Here is a 17790-nt window from a genome sequence, read left to right on the forward strand (position 1 = left end):
CCATGTCGAAGCGTAATACGATCCTCTTTCTGAGCGCCGCAGCCGGGCTGTTGTCCGCATGCGGCGTCGGCAGCACCCCGGGTCTCGAATCGGCCAACCAGCCCGTCGTCGCGCGCACCGATTATGTGTTCGATGCGTCCACCGACGGCAGCTATCTGGCATCCGGCGAGCAGGCGCGCGTCGCCGGCTGGCTCGCGTCGCTACGGCTCGGCCATGGCGACCGCGTCTATGTCGACGATCCCGGCAACACCGGCGCAGCGCGTCAGGTGGCGAGCGAAGCGGCGCGCTACGGCGTGCTGCTGTCCGGCCCCGCCCCGGTCACCGCCGGCGTGGTCCAGCCGGGCATGGTCCGCGTGATCGTCAGCCGCATGAAGGCGAGCGTTCCGGGCTGCCCCGACCGGCGCGACACCGGCGACGGCAATTTCGGCGGCAAGACCAGCTCTGGCTATGGCTGCGCGGTCAACGGCAACCTCGCCTCGATGGTCGCGCGTCCGGAGGATCTGGTGCGTGGTGAGCCCGGCTCGCCCACCGCCGATCCGGCGCAGATCAGCAAGTCGATCAAGGCGCTGCGCGAGGCCGCACCGACTGGCACCGGCGGAACCACGGTCAAAGCCGAAGCTACGGGAGGAGGCGACCAGTGAACGCGCCCTTCAACCCCCAGCGCGCTGCCCATCGCGAGCCGTTCGTCGCGTTCGTGTGCGACGAGACGACTGCCGAAACGATCCGCCCGATCGCGATCGAACAGGGCTGGAACCCCGACAAGGTCAACAAGGGCGGGCTGCGCAATGCGGTCCAGACGCTTTCCGTCTCCGCCAGCCCGCACATCCTGTTCGTGGACCTGTCCGAATCGGGCGATCCGCTCAACGACATCAATGCCCTCGCCGAAGTGTGCGAGCCGGGTACTGTCGTGATCGCGTCCGGCCAGGTCAACGACGTCCGCCTGTATCGCGACCTCGTCGCGTCGGGCATTCAGGATTATCTGCTCAAGCCGCTTAATCCCGACGTGATGCGTGAAGCGTTCGTGCATGCCCAGGCGATGCTGAATGCGCCAAAACATGCCGATGTAGCGTCGGACCGCCCGCATTGCGCGGTTGCGGTGATCGGCACGCGCGGCGGGGTCGGGGCTTCGACTCTCGCCACCTCGCTCGCCTGGCTGATGAGCGAGAAAAGCGACCGTTCGACCGCGCTGCTCGATCTCGACGTACATTTCGGCACCGGCGCACTCACGCTGGACCTCGAACCGGGTCGCGGCCTGACCGACGCGATCGAAAATCCAAGCCGTATCGACGGACTGTTCATCGAACGCGCGATGGTCAAGGCGTCGGATAAATTGTCCGTGCTGTCTGCTGAAGCGCCGATCAACTCGCCGGTGATGACCGACGGCGCGGCGTTCTTCCAGTTGCAGGAGGAGATCCGTACCGCGTTCGAGTGCACCGTGGTCGATCTGCCGCGCGCGATGCTGGTCAATTACCCGCACCTCATCTCCGATGTGCAGGTGGCCGTGCTGGTAACCGAGCTGACCCTGGCTGCCGCGCGCGACGCGATCCGCATCATCAGCTGGTTCAAGTCGAACGCGCCGCATACCCAGCTGATCGTCGTGGCGAACCGGGTTCCGACCGGTCAGCTCGAAATCAGCCGCAAGGACTTCGAAGGATCGATCGAGCGCAAGATCGACTATGTGATCCCGCTCGACACCAAGACTGCGGTGCAGGCGGCGAAGCTGGGCAAACCGCTTGCCGAGGCGGGGAAGAACGTCAAGGCACTCGCCCCGCTGGCCGAGATTGCTGCGCGCGTCGTCGCGATCACCGATTCGGGCGAAGAGGTCGTTCGCGACAAGGGCAAGGGTGCAGGGGCCAAGGGCGGCTCGCTGCTCGGCAAACTGACCAGTTCGATGAAGCTCGGCCGCAAGGCAAAGGCATAACCGGTGTCGGCTACGGCCGGCTCCCCGTTTCCGGAGGCGTAACAGGGTGGAATTGCTCCCGATGATGATGCTGGCGGGCGGCACCTTCATGGTGCTCGCGCTGCTCATCCTCGCCTTTGCCGGTCCATCGGCGAAGACCGCGAGCGCGCGCCGCCTCACCAGCGTGCGCGATCGTCACGTCGGCGTCGTCGGCGCGGGCGCGGTCGAGGCGCAGCTACGCCGTATCTCGACCGGGCGCGCGACCAAGATGGACAATGCCGCGGCGCGGTTCCTGCCCAACCCGGCCCAGCTCGGCAAACGCTTGGCAATGACCGGAAAGCCGTGGTCCGTCGGCCAATATGGCATGGCGTCGGTCGGTATCGTCGTGGTGATCGCAGCTGCGCTGATGGTGCAGGGGCTGCCCGCGCTGCTCGCGCTGCTCGTCGGTATCATCGTCGGCGGCGGCCTGCCGCATATGGTTGTCGGGTTCCTGATCAACCGCCGCATCGCGCGCTTCACCGCGAAATTCCCCGACGCGATCGAATTGCTCGTGCGCGGCCTGCGCTCGGGCCTTCCGATCACCGAGACGATGGGTGTCGTCGGTGCGGAGGTCGATGGCCCGGTAGGCGAGGAGTTCCGCTCGATCAGCGACAAGATGAAGATCGGTCGCACCCTCGACCAGGCGCTTCAGGAAACCGCCGACCGACTGGGTACACCCGAATTCCAGTTCTTTTGCATCACGATCGCGATCCAGCGCGAGACCGGCGGCAACCTTGCCGAAACGCTCGCCAACCTCGCCGAGGTGCTGCGGAAGCGCAGCCAGATGAAGCTGAAGATCAAGGCGATGTCGTCGGAATCCAAGGCATCGGCTTATATCATCGGCGCGCTGCCGTTCATCGTCTTCGGCATGATCTGGATGATCAACGACACCTATATGCAGGGGTTCTTCATTGACCAGCGGCTGATCATCGCCGGCGGCGGCGGGATCATCTGGATGGGTATCGGGGCCTTCATCATGGCCAAGATGATCAATTTCGAGATTTGATGAAATGATGACCGCTCCCTCCGGCCCCACCCTGCTCGGCGTCGACGTGATCTATGTCGCCACGGTCCTGGCAGGTGTCGCCGCGTTCAGCGTGCTGCTCGCCATTTACGCCGCCGCGTCGGTGCGCGATCCGATGGCAAAGCGCGTCAAGGCACTCAACGAACGCCGCGAACAGCTCAAGGCCGGCATCACCGCATCGACCAGCAAGCGCCGGGCGAAGCTGGTCCAGAAGAACGCGACCACCGACCGCATCCGCGACTTCCTCTCGTCGCTCAAGGTGCTTCAGGATTCGCAGGTCAAGACCGCGCAGATCAAGCTGATGCAGGCAGGCATCCGGTCCAAGGATTATGCCGTTGCGGTAATCTTCGGTCGGCTGGTGCTTCCGATCGTGATCGGCGGTACGATGGCGTTCCTCGTCTATGGGACCGAAATGTTCGCCGACTGGACGCCGCTCAAGGCTTATGGCCTCGTCGCGGGCAGCGCGATCCTGAGCTACAAGGCACCGGACATCTATCTCAAGAACAAGATCCAGAAGCGGTCGCACGCGATTCGAAAGGGCATTCCTGACGCGCTCGACCTGCTGGTGATCTGTGCCGAAGCGGGACTCACGGTCGATGCGGCCTTTGGTCGCGTCTCCAAGGAATTGGGCAAGGCTTATCCCGAACTGGGCGAGGAATTTTCGCTCACCGCGATCGAGCTGGGTTTCCTCACCGATCGCCGCCAGGCCTTTGAAAATCTGGCCACCCGCATCGATCTCGACTCGGTGCGCGGGGTCGTCACGACGATGATTCAGACCGAGAAATACGGCACCCCGCTCGCTTCCGCGCTGCGCGTGCTGTCTGCCGAATTCCGCAACGAACGCATGATGCGCGCCGAGGAAAAGGCCGCGCGCCTGCCCGCGATCATGACCGTACCGCTGATCCTGTTCATCCTTCCGGTGCTGTTCGTCGTCATCCTCGGTCCGGCGGCCTGCTCGATCAACGACGCGCTGATGAGCGGATAACCTCCCGTGCCACCCGTCGATTCGGCGGGTGGCGCTCGGCTGCCGCTTTGGTTAACCTGTTTCGAACGCGAAATGGGGAGACGCGACCATGTTGTTCACCACGCCCACCGAATGGGCGGCGCTTGGCTTCACGCTTGTTGCCGGCTGGTTCTTTGGTCTGGCCAGCAGCTCGGGCGGCAAGAAATGGAAGCGCCAGCTCGAAGATGCCGAGATCAATTACGCCAGTGCGCGCGACCGCGATGACGCCGAGTTGCGCGCGGCCAAGGATCGCATCCGTGAGCTCGAGCGCGAACTGCGCGATTCGCGCCCCGCGCAGTCGGCTGCACCGGTGGTCGGTGCGGCAGTGGCCGGGGCAGCCGCCGCGACGCTGATCGAGCGCGCGCATGACAAGGCGCAGGACAAGGGCGATGCCGCCCCCGCGCCTGAACCGGCGAACAACTGGATTCCGGAGGGACCGCCCCCGCCCCCATTGCCGATGGGGACATCCGAAGCGCAGCCCGTCGAGTCCACGCCTGCGCCTGCCCCCGTGCAGGAGGAGGTCGCCCCGGCTTCGCCCGTGGCCACCTTTCCAGCGTCAGAGAGCGGAACGTCGGCAGATGCGGGCGGAACGGATCCAGCTGCGCCGGGAGCGACTGATCAAGGCGAGCCAACCGGGAGCGTGAGCAACGAATGGCTGCCCCCGCACGTCCGGGCAGACACCGCGCCGCAACACTGATCGCGCGACGGGGTCAGCTCCCGCCGAGCAGGATAGCCTGATAATGTTCGACCACGTCGGCGAGGGGCCTCCCCTCGCCGTCGAGGACGATCGCGCGATGGCGCACAACAACACCGCCGGGCGATACCCGGCCCGGCCGTACCTGCCATGTCGAATAGGTTTCGCGGCGTGGTGAGAGCGGCAGGATGACTCGGCCAAAAGGCACATCGCTTCCATCGAGAGCGGTGTTCATCTCTGGCGTGAGACGGCTGGCAACATACCAGTTGGTCGCCTTCGACAGGACATGGCTTCCGCACATCAGCCGCACCCGGCGATAGCCCAACATCTCGTCCTTGCCGACCTTGAGCCGCGTCCGCGCGGGCGATGCGCTGGCGACGACGCGCCCGCGCTTCACCTCGGCCCGCACCCGCGGCGGATCGGCAAGACCCAGCGCGGCGCAACGCGCCTCCAGCACGCCGGTCGCGGTGGGCGCGGCGAGCAGATCGGCATTGAGGCGGTCGACTGGCGTCATCTGCGCGGCGGCGACGGCCTCGATCAGAATCGCGGCCAGCGCCATTCCACTCACCGTGCCTGCAACGCCGCCTGAGCCGCCGCGAGCCGCGCGATCGGCACGCGATAGGGCGAGGCGGAGACGTAATCGAGCCCGGTTTCCTCACAGAATGCGATCGACGCCGGGTCGCCGCCATGCTCGCCACAGATGCCGAGCTTGATGTCCGGGCGGGTCGCGCGGCCACGTTCGGCGGCGATGCTGATCAGTTCGCCGACACCCTCGACATCCAGGCTGACGAACGGATCGCGGGCGTAGATACCCTTTTCGACATAGGTCGTCAGGAACCGACCCGCATCGTCGCGGCTGACGCCCAGCGTCGTCTGCGTCAGGTCATTGGTACCGAAGCTGAAGAACGCCCCTGCCTCCGCGATCTCCCCGGCGCGCAATGCGGCGCGGGGCAGCTCGATCATCGTACCCACCAGATACTCGATCGTCCGCCCCTGTTCGGCGAACACCGCCTGCGCGGCGCGATCGACCACCGCCTTCATCAGCTCCAGCTCGCGCTTGGTTCCGACCAGCGGGATCATCACCTCCGGCACCGGCGCCGCGCCGGACTTTTCCGCGACGGCGCACGCCGCCTCGAAAATCGCGCGCGCCTGCATCTCGTAGATCTCGGGATAGGTCACGCCGAGGCGGCAACCGCGATGGCCGAGCATCGGGTTGAACTCGTGCAGCTCCGCCGCGCGACGACGCAGCGTTTCGACATCGAGTCCAGCCGCCCGCGCCACTTCCTCGAATTCGCTCTCTTCATGCGGAAGGAATTCGTGCAGCGGCGGATCGAGCAGGCGGATCGTGCAGGGCAGCCCCGCCATCACCTCGAATATCTCGATAAAGTCGGCGCGCTGTTCGGGCAGCAGCTTGTCGAGCGCCGCGCGGCGGCCCGCCTCGTCGCTTGCCAGGATCATCTGGCGTACCGCGGTGATCCGCGCCGCGTCGAAGAACATATGCTCCGTCCGGCACAGCCCGATCCCCTCCGCGCCGAACTCGCGCGCGGTGCGGCAGTCGAGCGGGGTTTCGGCGTTGGTGCGGACCTTCAGTCGACGGACCTCGTCGGCCCAGACCATCAGCGTGCCGAAATCGCCGGCCAGCTCGGGCTGGATCGTCGGCACCGCGCCCAGCATCACCTCACCGGTCGATCCGTCGATCGTCAGAACCTCGCCTGCGCGCACCTCGCGCGACCCGATCCGCATGACGCCTTCGGATGCCTTGATCGACAGCGTGCCCGCGCCCGAGACGCAGGGACGGCCCATGCCGCGCGCCACCACCGCCGCATGGCTGGTCATGCCGCCGCGCGCGGTCAGGATGCCCTTGGCGGCGTGCATGCCGTGGATATCCTCCGGGCTGGTTTCGACGCGGACCAGGATCACCGCCTCGCCCGCCGCCGCGCGCTTCTCGGCGGTATCGCTGTCGAACACCGCGATGCCCGACGCCGCCCCGGGCGAGGCGGGCAGCCCCTTGGTCAGCACGTCGCGCGGCGCATTGGGGTCCAGCGTCGGGTGGAGCAGCTGGTCGAGCGCCGCCGGATCGACGCGCAGGATCGCCTCCTCGCGCGTGATCAGCACCTCATTCGCCATGTCGATCGCGATCTTGAGCGCGGCCTTAGCCGTCCGCTTGCCGGACCGCGTCTGAAGCATCCACAGCTTGCCGCGCTCGACCGTGAACTCGATGTCCTGCATGTCGCGATAATGGCGTTCGAGCTGGTCGAACACGCGCGCCAGCTCGGCATAGGCTTCCGGCATCGCCTCTTCCATCGACAGCGGCTTGGCCCCCGCCCGCTCGCGCGCCGCCTTGGTCAGGTACTGTGGCGTGCGGATGCCCGCGACGACATCCTCGCCCTGTGCGTTGATCAGGAACTCGCCATAATAGGCGTTCTCGCCGGTCGCGGGGTCGCGGGTGAAGGCGACGCCGGTGGCCGAGGTGTCGCCCATATTGCCGAACACCATCGCCTGGACATTGACCGCCGTGCCCCAGTCGGCCGGAATGTCGTTGAGGCGGCGATAGACCTTCGCGCGCTCCGACTGCCACGACCCGAACACTGCGCCGATCGCGCCCCACAGCTGATCGTGCACATCCTGCGGGAACGGCTTGCCCCACAGCTCGACCACGATCGCCTTGTATTCCTCGACCAGCTTCTGCCAGTCCGCGGCGGTCATCTCGGTATCGAGGAAATAGCCGCGATCCTCCTTGGCGATCTCCAGCGCTTCCTCGAACCGGCCATGATCGAGTTCGAGCACGACGTCGGAATACATCTGGATGAAGCGGCGATAGCTGTCCCACGCGAACCGCGCGTCGCCCGAGATTTCGGCGAGCCCCGCGACCGTCGCATCATTGAGGCCAAGGTTGAGGACCGTATCCATCATCCCCGGCATCGACGCCCGCGCGCCCGAACGCACCGACACCAGCAACGGATCGGCGGCGTCGCCAAAGCGCTTGCCGGTAATCCCCTCGATATGCGCGATCCCGGTCGACACCTCGGCCTTCAGGCTGTCGGGAAAGGTCTGGCCATTCTCGTAATAGAGCGCGCAGACCGGGGTCGAGATGGTGAAGCCCGGAGGCACCGGAAGGCCGATCGACGCCATCCCATCGAGGTTCGCGCCCTTGCCGCCGAGCAGATTCTTGTCGCCCTGGCCGCCGTCGGAAACATCCCCGCCGAAGCGGTACACATAGCGAGTCATTCAAACCCCTTCCGTGACTTGGCGCGGGGCCTACCGCAGGTGCGAAGAAGGCGAAAGGGCTTGTCCCCCGTTGTCAGGGGGAAGAAATGCTACAGGCGTGTGAAATTTGGGGGTGGCCCAATAAACTGACCTCGTCACCCCGGACTTGTTCCGGGGTCCACCGCGCCCCATGCGCGGACGCCCAAGTGGAGGAGTGGACCCCGGAACAAGTCCGGGGTGACCAGAAATTCCCAGGTTGCCGAGACGCCGCCTACCCCTCGATCTTCCCGAAATCCGCGACGCGGTGAACGGCATCGCGCATGCGGGCGAGCAACGCGAGGCGTGCGGCGCGCTTGTCCTTGTCGGCGTCGTTGACCGTCACATCCTCAAAGAACGCGTCGATCGGCGCGCGCAGCGTCGCGAGCGCGGCCATCGCGCCCTCGAAGTCCTCCGCCTCGACCGCCGCCGCAGCCTTCGGCTCGGCCGCGTCGAGCGCGGAGATCAGGGCCGCCTCGGCGGGTTCGGGCGACGCATTGGCCCCCGCCCCCTCGGGCACGCCGCCCTCCTTCTTCAGGATATTCGCCGCGCGCTTGTAGCCGGCGAGCAAATTCGCCCCATCCTCGGTCGCCATGAACGCCTGCAGCGCATGGACGCGCGCGAGAAGGCGGACGAGATCATCCTCCCCGCCCAGCGCGAACACCGCGTCGATCAGGTCGTGGCGGACGCCCGCTTCGCGCTGCTGGACCTTGAGGCGGTCGGCGAAGAAGTCACGAGTCTGAGCAGAAAACCCGGTCAGATCGTGACGGGAATAGCGCAGCCACATGGTGGCCAATTGCATGAGATTTGCCAGATCGAAGCGAAGATTGTTCGTGGTCATCAGCGCCAGGACGCCCAGAGCAGCACGACGCAGCGCAAACGGATCCTTCGAACCGGACGGCGGCAAACCAACCGCGAAAAATGCCGAAATCGTATCCAGCTTATCCGCCAGCGACACCGCCACCGTAACCGGCGAGGTCGGCACTTCGTCGCCCTGCCCGACCGGCTTGTAATGGTCGCGGATCGCGGCGGCGACGGCGGGGTCTTCGCCCTGTGCAGCTGCGTAATAGCCGCCCATCAGGCCCTGCAACTCGGGGAATTCGCCGACCATGCCGGTGACGAGGTCCGCCTTGCACAGCCGCGCGGCGCGTTCGGCGAGGTCGGCCAATTCCGTCACCCCAGCGGAAGCTGGGGTCTTTTGCGGCTCTTGCGCGGTGCCATCGCGGGAGACCCCAGCTTTCGCTGGGGTGACGATTTGTTGCTCAACCAACCACCGGGCCAGCTTGGCAACGCGATCGACCTTGTCGGCAACCGTCCCCAGCTTCTCATGAAAAACGATCTTTTCGAGCTTCGGACGCAGGTCATCCAGCCGCGTCTTCAAATCGGTTTCGTAAAAGAACCGCGCATCGCTCAACCGCGCGGCGAGGACCTTCTGGTTGCCCTCGACGATCTTGTCGCCGCCATCCGCCGCGTCGATATTCGCGGTGCAGATGAAGGCGTTGGCGAGCTTGCCCTCGGCATTTGTGCAGACAAAATATTTCTGGTTCACGCGCGCGGTGAGCTGGATCACCTCGGGCGGCACATCCAGAAACGCTTCATCGAAGCGGCCGAGCAGCGGCACCGGCCATTCGGTGAGGCCCGCATTCTCGATCAGCAGCCCTTCGTCCTCGACCAAGGTCAGCCCGGCCTTGTTCGCCGCCAGCTTCGCGCCGACCGCGATGGTCGCGCGGCGCTCATGTTGGTCGACGATGACATGGCATGCGCGCAGCTTTTCGACATAGTCGGCGGCGCTGCCGATGGTGATGACGCCCGGATGGTGGAAACGGTGCCCGACCGTGGCGGCACCCGATTTCACTCCGGCGACCTCACACTCGACGATCTGCTCGCCCAGCAGCGCCACTATGCCCTGCAGCGGGCGGACCCAGCGCAGGCTCTCGGTCGACAGCGAGGCCTCGCCCCAGCGCATCGACTTCGGCCAGGGGAAAGCTCGCACGATCGCCGGGATCGCTTCGGTCAGCACGTCCGCCGTGGCGCGGCCCGGCTTGTCGATCACCGCGAACAAGGTCGCGCGGCCCTTGACGTCGCGAACTTCGCAGCCAGTAAACTCAATCTGAGCCTTCTTTAGAAAGCCGTCGATCGCTGGCTGTGGCGCATCAACCGGAGGCCCCTTTAGTTCCTCACGCAGCGCCTCCGTCTGCTCGGGCAGATCGCGCGCAATCAGTGTGAGGCGGCGCGGGGTGGCATAGGTGACGAGTTCGGCGGCCTTCAGTCCCGCCTTGTCGAGTTCGGCGGTGAACAGGCGCGCAAGATCCTCGCGCGCCTTGTCCTGCATGCGTGCGGGGATTTCTTCGGAGCGGAGTTCGAGGAGGAAGTCGGTCACAGCGACCACTCCGGATATTTCGCGCTCCAGTCGGGGGTCATGTGCGCGATGTACTTCTCACAGCTGCCCTTCGCGAGATCGCGGACGCGGCCGATATAGGCCTGACGCTCGGCGACCGAGATGACGCCGCGCGCCTGGAGCAAGTTGAACAAATGGCTCGCCTCGATCGCCTGTTCATAGGCGGCGATGGGAACGTTGTTGGTCAGGCAATTCTCGCACTCGGCCATCGCCTTGCGGAAGCCCTCGAACAGCGTGTCGGTGTCGGCGACCTCGAAGTTGTACTTCGACATCTGGCGCTCGTTCTCGAGGAACACATCGCCATAGGTCACGCCCGCGTCGTTGAACGCCAGATCGTACACGCTGTCCTTGTTCTGGATATACATTGCGAGGCGTTCGAGACCGTAGGTCAGCTCGCCCGCCACCGGCTTGCAGTCGAACCCGCCCATCTGCTGGAAATAGGTGAACTGCGTCACCTCCATCCCATCGCACCACACTTCCCAGCCTAGGCCCCAGGCGCCGAGCGTCGGCGATTCCCAGTCATCTTCGACGAAGCGGATATCGTGCTTGAGCGGATCGATGCCGATCGCGGTCAGGCTGCCGAGATACAGTTCCTGCAGGTCGGGCGGGCTGGGCTTCAGGATCACCTGATACTGGTAATAGTGCTGCAACCGGTTCGGGTTCTCGCCATAGCGGCCATCGGTCGGGCGGCGGCACGGCTGGACGAACGCGGCGTTCCACGGCTCAGGCCCCAGCGCGCGCAGCGTCGTGGCGGTATGAAACGTCCCCGCGCCCATGCGCATGTCATAGGGTTGCAGGATGAGGCAGCCCCGCTGGCTCCAATAGTCATGGAGCTTGAGGATCATGCCCTGGAAGCTGAGCGGCGTGGTCATGGTGCCGGGCTTTGGCGAAAGGGCGAAGGGCGGTCAACTGCGGTTGACGCGGGGCACAGGGGCGGCTTTGGAGGGGCGATCATGTTGAAGCGTCTGATCGTTCCCCTCGCCGCCCTGCTCCTCTCCAGCTGCTCGCTGTTCGGCGAGGATGCCGACCCAGCCCTGTGGGTGGTCAAGGATGGCGACACCACCATCTATCTGTTCGGCACCGTCCATGTGCTCAAGCCCCGCATGCACTGGTTCGACGAGGGCGTGCGCGAGGCGTTCGATGCGAGCGACGAGGTGGTTCTGGAGATCGCCAGGCCCGATCCGCAGGCGATCGCCGCGCTGACCGCGCAACTCGGCACGCGCGGCGGCCCGCCCTTCGCGCCGGAGGTGGACAAGGCGGCGCGCGATCTTGGCATGCCGGCGGGCGCGATCGACAGGCAGGAGCCGTGGCTGGCGGCGCTGACGCTGGCGCAGCTGGCGGTCAAGAAGGCGGGCTATGACGCCGGCGACGGTGTTGAGGCGACCCTGTCGGAGGCGGCGGAGGATGCGGGGAAGCCGGTCAAGGCGCTCGAATCCGCACGCGGGCAGCTGATGCTGTTCGACGGCCTGTCGGGCGCGGCGCAGAGTGCGATGCTCGAGGAAACGGTCAAGGCGCTGCCCGGGACCAAGGCGCGGCTCGACAAGTTCGTCGCGGCCTGGGCCAAGGGCGATGCCGAAAGCGTCGGCGCTGAGATGAACCGCGGCGCGGTGGCCTCACCCGAAATCGCCGAAGCGGTGATCGCCCGCCGCAACGCCCGCTTCGCCGACTGGATCGCCGCGCGGATGCATCGCCCGGGCACGGTATTCGTTGCGGTCGGCGCGGGACACCTCGCCGGCAAGGGCAGCGTCCAGGCGCTGCTCGGCGAAAAGGGACTGAAGGTCGAGCGGGTGGCTTATTGACCGCAGCTTGCCTTTTGCGCCCTCCCCGCCTATAGGCGCGCGCTTCCGGTCAGGGTCATCCCTGGAGGCCTGGGCGGAATTGGAAACACTTTAGCGCATTGGAACGACATATGAGCGACACGCTTACGCTGTCGGCCGAGACGCGCGACCGGGTTGGCAAGGGAGCCTCCCGGGCGCTGCGTCGTGAAGGCCGCGTCCCCGCCGTGATTTACGGCAACAATCAGGAACCGACGAGCATCCACCTGGATGAGCGCGCGCTGTACAAGGCGTTGCACACCGGCCACTTCATGAACTCGGTCGTGATGATCGAAGGTCTGGGCGGCAAGGCGATCCGTACGCTTCCCAAGGACGTGTCGCTCGACGTGGTGACCGAACGCCCGGTCCATGTCGATTTCCTGCGCATCTCCGAGCACGCCAAGGTTACCGTTGCGGTGCCGGTCGTGTTCACTGACGAAGACGCGTCGCCCGGCATCAAGAAGGGCGCGGTCCTCAACATCGTCCGTCACGAGCTGGAGCTGGTGTGCGACGCGGCCGAGATCCCCAGCGAGATCACCATCTCGCTCAAGGGCCTCGAAGTCGGCGATTCGCTGCACATCTCGGCGGTGACCCTGCCCAAGGGCGTGACCAGCGCGATCACCGACCGCGACTTCACCATCGCCACCATCGCTGCTCCGGCGGCGCTGAAGGCCGAAGAGGCTGAAGCAGCCGAGGCGGCTGAGGCCGAAGCCGAGGCACCTGCCGAAGAGGCTCCTGCCGAGGGTGACGCTGCCGAGGGCGAGGCCAAGGACGGCGAGTAAGCCTTTCGCGGCATCTGCCGATCAATTAGGAGCGCCTCCGCACCCGCGTGCGGGGGCGCTTCTTGCTTGTGGGAACAATTGACCGATGCAGCTCTGGGTTGGCCTGGGCAATCCCGGCCCCGAATATGCGATGAACCGGCACAATGTCGGCTTCATGGCCGCCGATGCCATCGCCGAAGTGCACGGCTTTTCGGCGCCCGCAAGGAAATTCCAGGGCTGGTTTCAGGAAGGGCGGATCGGCGGTGACAAGATCCTGCTGCTCAAGCCAGCCACCTACATGAACGAAAGCGGCCGGGCGATCCGCGCGGCGCTGGACTTCTACAAGCTGGAGCCTGAGGCGGTCACCGTGTTCCACGACGAGCTCGACCTTGCCCCGTTCCAGGTCAAGGTAAAGCGCGGCGGCGGCGCGGCCGGACAGAACGGCATCCGCAGCGCGATCGCGCATATCGGGGCGGATTTCCGCCGCGTACGGATCGGCATCGGCCATCCGGGACACAAGGACCGCGTCACCGGATACGTCCTCGGCAATTACGCCAAGGCGGAGATCGAAGATCTGTCCGACCTGCTTGGCGCGATCGCGGGCGAGGCCGAATGGCTCGCAAAGGGCGACGATGCGCGGTTCATGAACGACATCGCGTTGCGACTGCAGCGACCCTGACCCCGGACACAAAAAAGGCCGGGTCGCCCCGGCCTTTTCCATAGACTTTGCGTAAAGATCAGCTCTTCTTGCCGACCACCACACCGACCGCGCGGGCGTCGCCCGCGGCGACCGCGCCGCTGATCGCGAAGCTGATGCCGATCTCGGCCGCCTGCGGACCATAGGCCAGGCCCTGGAAGGTGCCGCCCACGGTGCTGCCCGGGCCGAAGCTGCCGGTGAACTGGTTGCTGCCGACGGGGATCGCGCCGGTGCCGGTGAAGGTGCCGAGCGCAATATTACCGCCCGTCGTGAGGCGCTCGAGGTTGAGCGTCAGCGTGACCAGCCCCGTCGCATAGTTGATCGACAGCGTCGCCGTGCCGCCCAGCTTGTCGACCGGGCTCGCGCCTGCCGCCGGGGCGATCACCGAACGACCGGCGATCCGGACGGTATAGCTCACCGTCCCGGTGGTCGGCATGTCGGAAACGACCGTCGGATAGCCGAACACGCCATAGGTGATCCGCTTCGCACCCGCCGTGCTGTCGCCGCGCCACCAGCCGGCATAGCTGACCCGGGTCAGCGCCAGCGCGGTATCGGACGTGACCTGCCCCGAAACGGTGTTGTTGAGCAGGTCCAGCTGAGTGAACGCGCCCGCCGTGGTCGGCGCAGTCGTCTCGCGCAGCACATATTCGGTGACCGCCGGCGCTGGCGCCGTGAGGAGGTCGGCGCCGGTGAAGCGCGACTCTTCGGTATTCTCTCGCACGACCAGTTCGGTCGTCGAGGTCGAGGTCAAGGTGCCCTGGAGCGCAAGGCGGACACGATTCTGAAAATGCGTCGGTGCCCGCGGCGCCAAGGGTGACCGGTCCAGCCGCCGCGTCGCCGGTATAGCTGGTCGCGGCGCTGACGGTGAAGAATTCAGCGGCATTGGCCGCGGTTATCGGAAGCGTGGAATAGCTGATCGGCGACGGCGTCGGCGTCACGCTGGAGCTGGGCGTCGGGGTTGGGGTCGGCGTCGCGTCGTCGTCGCCGCCGCTGCAGCCGGCTACGACCAGGACAACAGCGGTGCTGGCAATCAGGATGGAACGGCGAATCATACTGCGACTCCTGTAACGTGGCCGTCTGGAAGGCGCGTTGCGCCTGTACCGTGGATGAACGGGCCGCGTTGCCGCGACCACTCGGGTGCTGCGGTAGCGTGGCTAGCCGCGAAACGGAAGAGCGCCGGTGCGGGTTTCGCCGCACCGGCGCGTTCCTGCGTCAGTCGCCCAGCTGCCCGAGCAGGCCGCGCAGCTGCTGAATCTTGCCGAACCGCTCTGCAGGACTGATCTTTGCCATCGTCCCGGTGCCGAATTCAGCGGCACTCTGGATGCAAGTGGTGACCTGAGCATGTGCCTGGGCACGGTCGCTCTTGGTGAAATTGGTGTCGATCTGATCCTTCACTGCCCAGTCGAGATAGGCGTCGAGTCCGGCCTTCGACAATTCCGGCTTGGGCGGATCGGCCGGGATCACCTGATCCCCCAGCTTCTTCTCGATCATGCCGCGATAATAGGCGAGGAACGGCGCGCTCCCCCCGCGATGTTGCGCGGCACGGGGCTGTCGAGCAGCCGTTGCTGCCACTTCACCGCAGCGTAGCAGCGCACATTGAGTGCCAGCGCATCCTGAAGATCCTGCGCCTTGCGCTTCGCAGCGGCTTTGGCCTTGGCCTCCGCCGCAGCCTTCTCCTGCGCGCCATTATCGCCGCACCCGGCCAGCGCGAACAGCGCCAGCGGCGCGAGGAATGCGAACCTCTTCATGGACTTGACGTCCTCCCCAATCAAATCTTGATCGCGCGACTTTGACGCCCCGTCGCCCGCTGTCAACCAAGCGCAGCTTGCACAGCGATCGAGTCCATGCTGTTCGGGCGGCATGACGATCAAGACGCTGTTCGCCACGCGCTTTTCACAAACGACGCTCGACGACCCGGCATTGCTGGCCGAGCTGGCCGACGCGTGCCGTGACCTTGCAGCGCATGATCGGGCGGGGCAGCGCTGGTCGAAGGACCATGGGTATCGGGGCTACACCAGCTATGCCTCGCTCGACGACCTCCCGGATCGCGATCCGCGCTTCGCCGACCTCGTCCGCCACCTCAACCGCCAGGTCGCGCGCTTCGCCGATGCCTGCGCGCTGGATCTGTCGCGAAAGCTGAAACTCGACAGCCTTTGGGTGAACGTCCTCAAGCCCGGCGGGACCCATTCGGGACATATCCACCCGCACAGCGTGGTTTCGGGGACCATCTATATCGAAGTGCCGCCGGGCGCCGGCGCGCTCAAGCTGGAGGACCCGCGCCTCCCCATGCTGATGGCCGCCCCGTCCCGTCGCCCCGACGCGCCCGAAGATCTACAGACCTTCGTCTATGCGCAGCCTGCGCCGGGCAGCATCTTCCTGTGGGAAAGCTGGCTGCGGCACGAAGTCATGCCGCATGCGGGCAAAGGCGAGCGGATCAGCATCAGCTTCAACTACCGCTGAATTCGGGTCGCGCCGATCGCTCGCGGAACCATTTCGCTCGTGATACGGTTAGACTGCCTGTCCATCTGGAGATTGACCATGCGCAAGGGCCTTTTCGCACTGTTGGCGCTGTCGCTCGCCGTCCCGAGCACCGCCCTCATGTCCACCACTGCATCGGCGCAAAGCTGGCAGGAGCGTGAGCGCGAGCGTGACCGCGAATACAATGAGCGCCGCGACCGGCGCTATGGCGAGCGGCGGGACTATCGCGACCGCGATTATCGCTGGCGCGACAATGACCGCAACTGGGACGCCTCGCGCGCCTATCGTCAGGGCAATTATCGCGAGCGTCGGCTGAGCCGTCAGGACCGCATCTATCGCGGCCGCGACGGGCGCTATTATTGCCGCCGTGGCGACGGCACCACCGGCCTTGTGGTCGGCGCGGCGCTGGGCGGGATCCTCGGCGGCGCGATCGGCAATGGCGACCTGCTCGGCGTGATCCTTGGCGGTGCCGGCGGCGCCGTGCTGGGCCGTGAGCTGGATCGCGGCAACGTGCGCTGCCGCTGAGTGATCAACCTCCCCCGCCACCGGCGGGGGAGGAATTGCACCCCTAGCCTTTTGCCTGTCTCCGGCGTATCTGCGCGCCTTTCCCGGATCACAGGACCTAGAGACCAATGGGCTTTCGCTGCGGCATTGTCGGCCTGCCGAATGTCGGCAAATCGACGCTTTTCAACGCGCTGACGCAGACTGCGGCGGCACAGGCGGCCAATTATCCCTTCTGCACGATCGAGCCGAATGTCGGCAACGTCGCTGTCCCCGACGACCGGCTTCAGGCGCTGGCGAAGATCGCCGGATCGGCAAAGATCATCGAGACTCAGCTGGGGTTCGTCGACATCGCCGGTCTGGTGCGCGGCGCGAGCAAGGGCGAGGGCCTGGGCAACCAGTTCCTCGGCAACATCCGCGAGGTGGACGCGATCGTCCATGTTCTGCGCTGTTTCGAGAATGACGACATCCAGCATGTCGACAACAAGGTCGATCCGATCGCCGACGCCGAGACGGTCGAGACCGAGCTGATGCTGTCCGACCTCGAAAGCCTCGAAAAGCGCGTGCCGAACCTTCAAAAGAAGGCCGCGCAGGGCGACAAGGAAGCCAAGATTGCCGCAACGGTGCTGGCACAGGCGCTCGACCTGCTGCGCGAAGGGAAACCCGCCCGGCTGGTCGAACCGAATGACGTCGAAGAGGAGCGCGTCCTCAAGCAGGCGCAGCTGATCACCGCCAAGCCGGTCCTCTATGTCTGCAACGTCAACGAGGAACATGCCGCCGACGGCAACGATTATTCGGCGCGCGTGTTCGAAAAGGCCAAGGCCGAGGGCGCGCAGGCCGTCGTCGTCTCCGCCGCGATCGAGGCCGAGATCGCGACGATGCCCGCCGAAGAGCGCGGCGAATTCCTCGCCGAGCTGGGCCTACAGGAAACCGGCCTGACCCGGGTGATCCGCGCCGGCTATTCGCTGCTCCACCTGCTGACCTTCTTCACCGTCGGGCCCAAAGAAGCGCGCGCCTGGACCACCCATGTCGGCGCGAAGGCACCGCAGGCGGCGGGCGAGATCCACACCGATTTCGAACGCGGCTTCATCCGCGCCGAAACGATCGCGTTCGACGATTACGTCAAGTTCAACGGCGAAACCGGCGCACGCGACAACGGCAAGCTGCGCTCGGAAGGCAAGGAATATGTCGTCCAGGACGGCGACGTGATGCTGTTCCGGTTCAACGTCTGACGTTTT

Annotated in this window: 18 protein-coding genes; 11 read left to right on the forward strand and 7 right to left on the reverse strand. The window is 65.8% G+C overall.

Annotation, left to right across the window (positions count from 1 at the left end):
• Positions 1–2: 2 nt before the first annotated feature.
• The 5 genes from LRS08_RS03165 (at position 3) to LRS08_RS03185 (ending at position 4663) form a co-directional block, all read left to right on the forward strand.
• The gene (locus LRS08_RS03165; RefSeq protein ID WP_257844936.1) at positions 3–641 is read left to right on the forward strand and encodes a CpaD family pilus assembly protein; all 639 of its coding nucleotides are present in this window, start codon (positions 3–5) and stop codon (positions 639–641) included.
• The gene (locus LRS08_RS03170; protein WP_257844935.1) at positions 638–1921 is read left to right on the forward strand and encodes a pilus assembly protein CpaE; all 1284 of its coding nucleotides are present in this window, start codon (positions 638–640) and stop codon (positions 1919–1921) included. The genes LRS08_RS03165 and LRS08_RS03170 overlap by 4 nt, the downstream gene beginning before the upstream one ends.
• Positions 1922–1967: 46 nt before the next feature.
• Positions 1968–2945 carry a type II secretion system F family protein gene (locus LRS08_RS03175; protein ID WP_257844934.1) on the forward strand — a complete coding sequence of 326 codons (978 nt, stop codon included), beginning with the start codon at positions 1968–1970 and terminating at the stop codon, positions 2943–2945.
• A gap of 4 nt (positions 2946–2949) precedes the next feature.
• Positions 2950–3948, forward strand: a complete 999-nt coding sequence (locus LRS08_RS03180; protein ID WP_257844933.1) for a type II secretion system F family protein — start codon at positions 2950–2952, stop codon at positions 3946–3948.
• A gap of 88 nt (positions 3949–4036) precedes the next feature.
• Positions 4037–4663: a hypothetical protein gene (locus LRS08_RS03185; RefSeq protein WP_257844932.1), complete on the forward strand. Its 627-nt coding sequence runs from the start codon at positions 4037–4039 to the stop codon at positions 4661–4663.
• Between the two features lie 13 nt (positions 4664–4676).
• On the opposite strand, the gene LRS08_RS03190 is transcribed toward LRS08_RS03185, so the two are convergent.
• The 4 genes from LRS08_RS03190 to LRS08_RS03205 all read right to left on the reverse strand — a co-directional run bounded on the left by LRS08_RS03190 (position 4677) and on the right by LRS08_RS03205 (position 11173).
• Positions 4677–5219: a hypothetical protein gene (locus tag LRS08_RS03190; protein ID WP_257844931.1), complete on the reverse strand. Its 543-nt coding sequence runs from the start codon at positions 5217–5219 to the stop codon at positions 4677–4679.
• Between the two features lie 5 nt (positions 5220–5224).
• Positions 5225–7888, reverse strand: coding sequence for a pyruvate, phosphate dikinase (gene ppdK, locus LRS08_RS03195; RefSeq protein ID WP_260481321.1), 2664 nt, complete (start codon positions 7886–7888; stop codon positions 5225–5227).
• A gap of 250 nt (positions 7889–8138) precedes the next feature.
• Positions 8139–10283: a glycine--tRNA ligase subunit beta gene (gene glyS / locus LRS08_RS03200; RefSeq protein ID WP_260481322.1), complete on the reverse strand. Its 2145-nt coding sequence runs from the start codon at positions 10281–10283 to the stop codon at positions 8139–8141.
• Complete coding sequence (locus tag LRS08_RS03205) at positions 10280–11173, reverse strand: glycine--tRNA ligase subunit alpha (RefSeq protein ID WP_257844930.1); 894 nt, start codon at positions 11171–11173, stop codon at positions 10280–10282. Before LRS08_RS03205 ends, glyS begins: the two co-directional genes overlap by 4 nt.
• A gap of 81 nt (positions 11174–11254) precedes the next feature.
• Here LRS08_RS03205 and LRS08_RS03210 point away from each other — a divergent pair, with 81 nt between their 5' ends.
• The 3 genes from LRS08_RS03210 to pth all read left to right on the forward strand — a co-directional run bounded on the left by LRS08_RS03210 (position 11255) and on the right by pth (position 13555).
• Positions 11255–12100 carry a TraB/GumN family protein gene (locus tag LRS08_RS03210; protein WP_257844929.1) on the forward strand — a complete coding sequence of 282 codons (846 nt, stop codon included), beginning with the start codon at positions 11255–11257 and terminating at the stop codon, positions 12098–12100.
• A 110-nt stretch (positions 12101–12210) separates the two neighbouring features.
• Positions 12211–12897: a 50S ribosomal protein L25/general stress protein Ctc gene (locus LRS08_RS03215; RefSeq protein ID WP_257844928.1), complete on the forward strand. Its 687-nt coding sequence runs from the start codon at positions 12211–12213 to the stop codon at positions 12895–12897.
• An 85-nt stretch (positions 12898–12982) separates the two neighbouring features.
• Positions 12983–13555, forward strand: a complete 573-nt coding sequence (gene pth / locus LRS08_RS03220; RefSeq protein WP_257844927.1) for an aminoacyl-tRNA hydrolase — start codon at positions 12983–12985, stop codon at positions 13553–13555.
• A 58-nt stretch (positions 13556–13613) separates the two neighbouring features.
• On the opposite strand, the gene LRS08_RS03225 is transcribed toward pth, so the two are convergent.
• From LRS08_RS03225 to LRS08_RS03235, 3 genes are all read right to left on the reverse strand, one after another.
• The gene (locus tag LRS08_RS03225; RefSeq protein WP_260481323.1) at positions 13614–14324 is read right to left on the reverse strand and encodes a transferrin-binding protein-like solute binding protein; all 711 of its coding nucleotides are present in this window, start codon (positions 14322–14324) and stop codon (positions 13614–13616) included.
• Positions 14325–14785: 461 nt separating this feature from the next.
• A complete protein-coding gene (locus LRS08_RS03230) occupies positions 14786–15064 on the reverse strand; it encodes a hypothetical protein (RefSeq protein WP_260481324.1) in 279 nt (92 codons plus the stop codon).
• Positions 15061–15321: a hypothetical protein gene (locus LRS08_RS03235; RefSeq protein WP_260481325.1), complete on the reverse strand. Its 261-nt coding sequence runs from the start codon at positions 15319–15321 to the stop codon at positions 15061–15063. The genes LRS08_RS03230 and LRS08_RS03235 overlap by 4 nt, the downstream gene beginning before the upstream one ends.
• 112 nt (positions 15322–15433) lie before the next feature.
• On the opposite strand from LRS08_RS03235, the gene LRS08_RS03240 reads away from it, so the two are divergent.
• The 3 genes from LRS08_RS03240 to ychF all read left to right on the forward strand — a co-directional run bounded on the left by LRS08_RS03240 (position 15434) and on the right by ychF (position 17784).
• Entirely contained in the window at positions 15434–16033 is a 600-nt protein-coding gene (locus LRS08_RS03240) for a TIGR02466 family protein (protein ID WP_257844924.1), read from the forward strand.
• 78 nt (positions 16034–16111) lie between these two features.
• On the forward strand, positions 16112–16576 hold the full coding sequence (locus LRS08_RS03245; protein ID WP_260481326.1) for a glycine zipper 2TM domain-containing protein: 465 nt from the start codon (positions 16112–16114) through the stop codon (positions 16574–16576).
• A gap of 107 nt (positions 16577–16683) precedes the next feature.
• A complete protein-coding gene (gene ychF / locus LRS08_RS03250) occupies positions 16684–17784 on the forward strand; it encodes a redox-regulated ATPase YchF (protein WP_257844923.1) in 1101 nt (366 codons plus the stop codon).
• Positions 17785–17790 lie beyond the last annotated feature (6 nt).

Origin of the sequence: Sphingomonas sp. J315, assembly GCF_024666595.1 — a bacterium.
Classification (GTDB): domain Bacteria; phylum Pseudomonadota; class Alphaproteobacteria; order Sphingomonadales; family Sphingomonadaceae; genus Sphingomonas.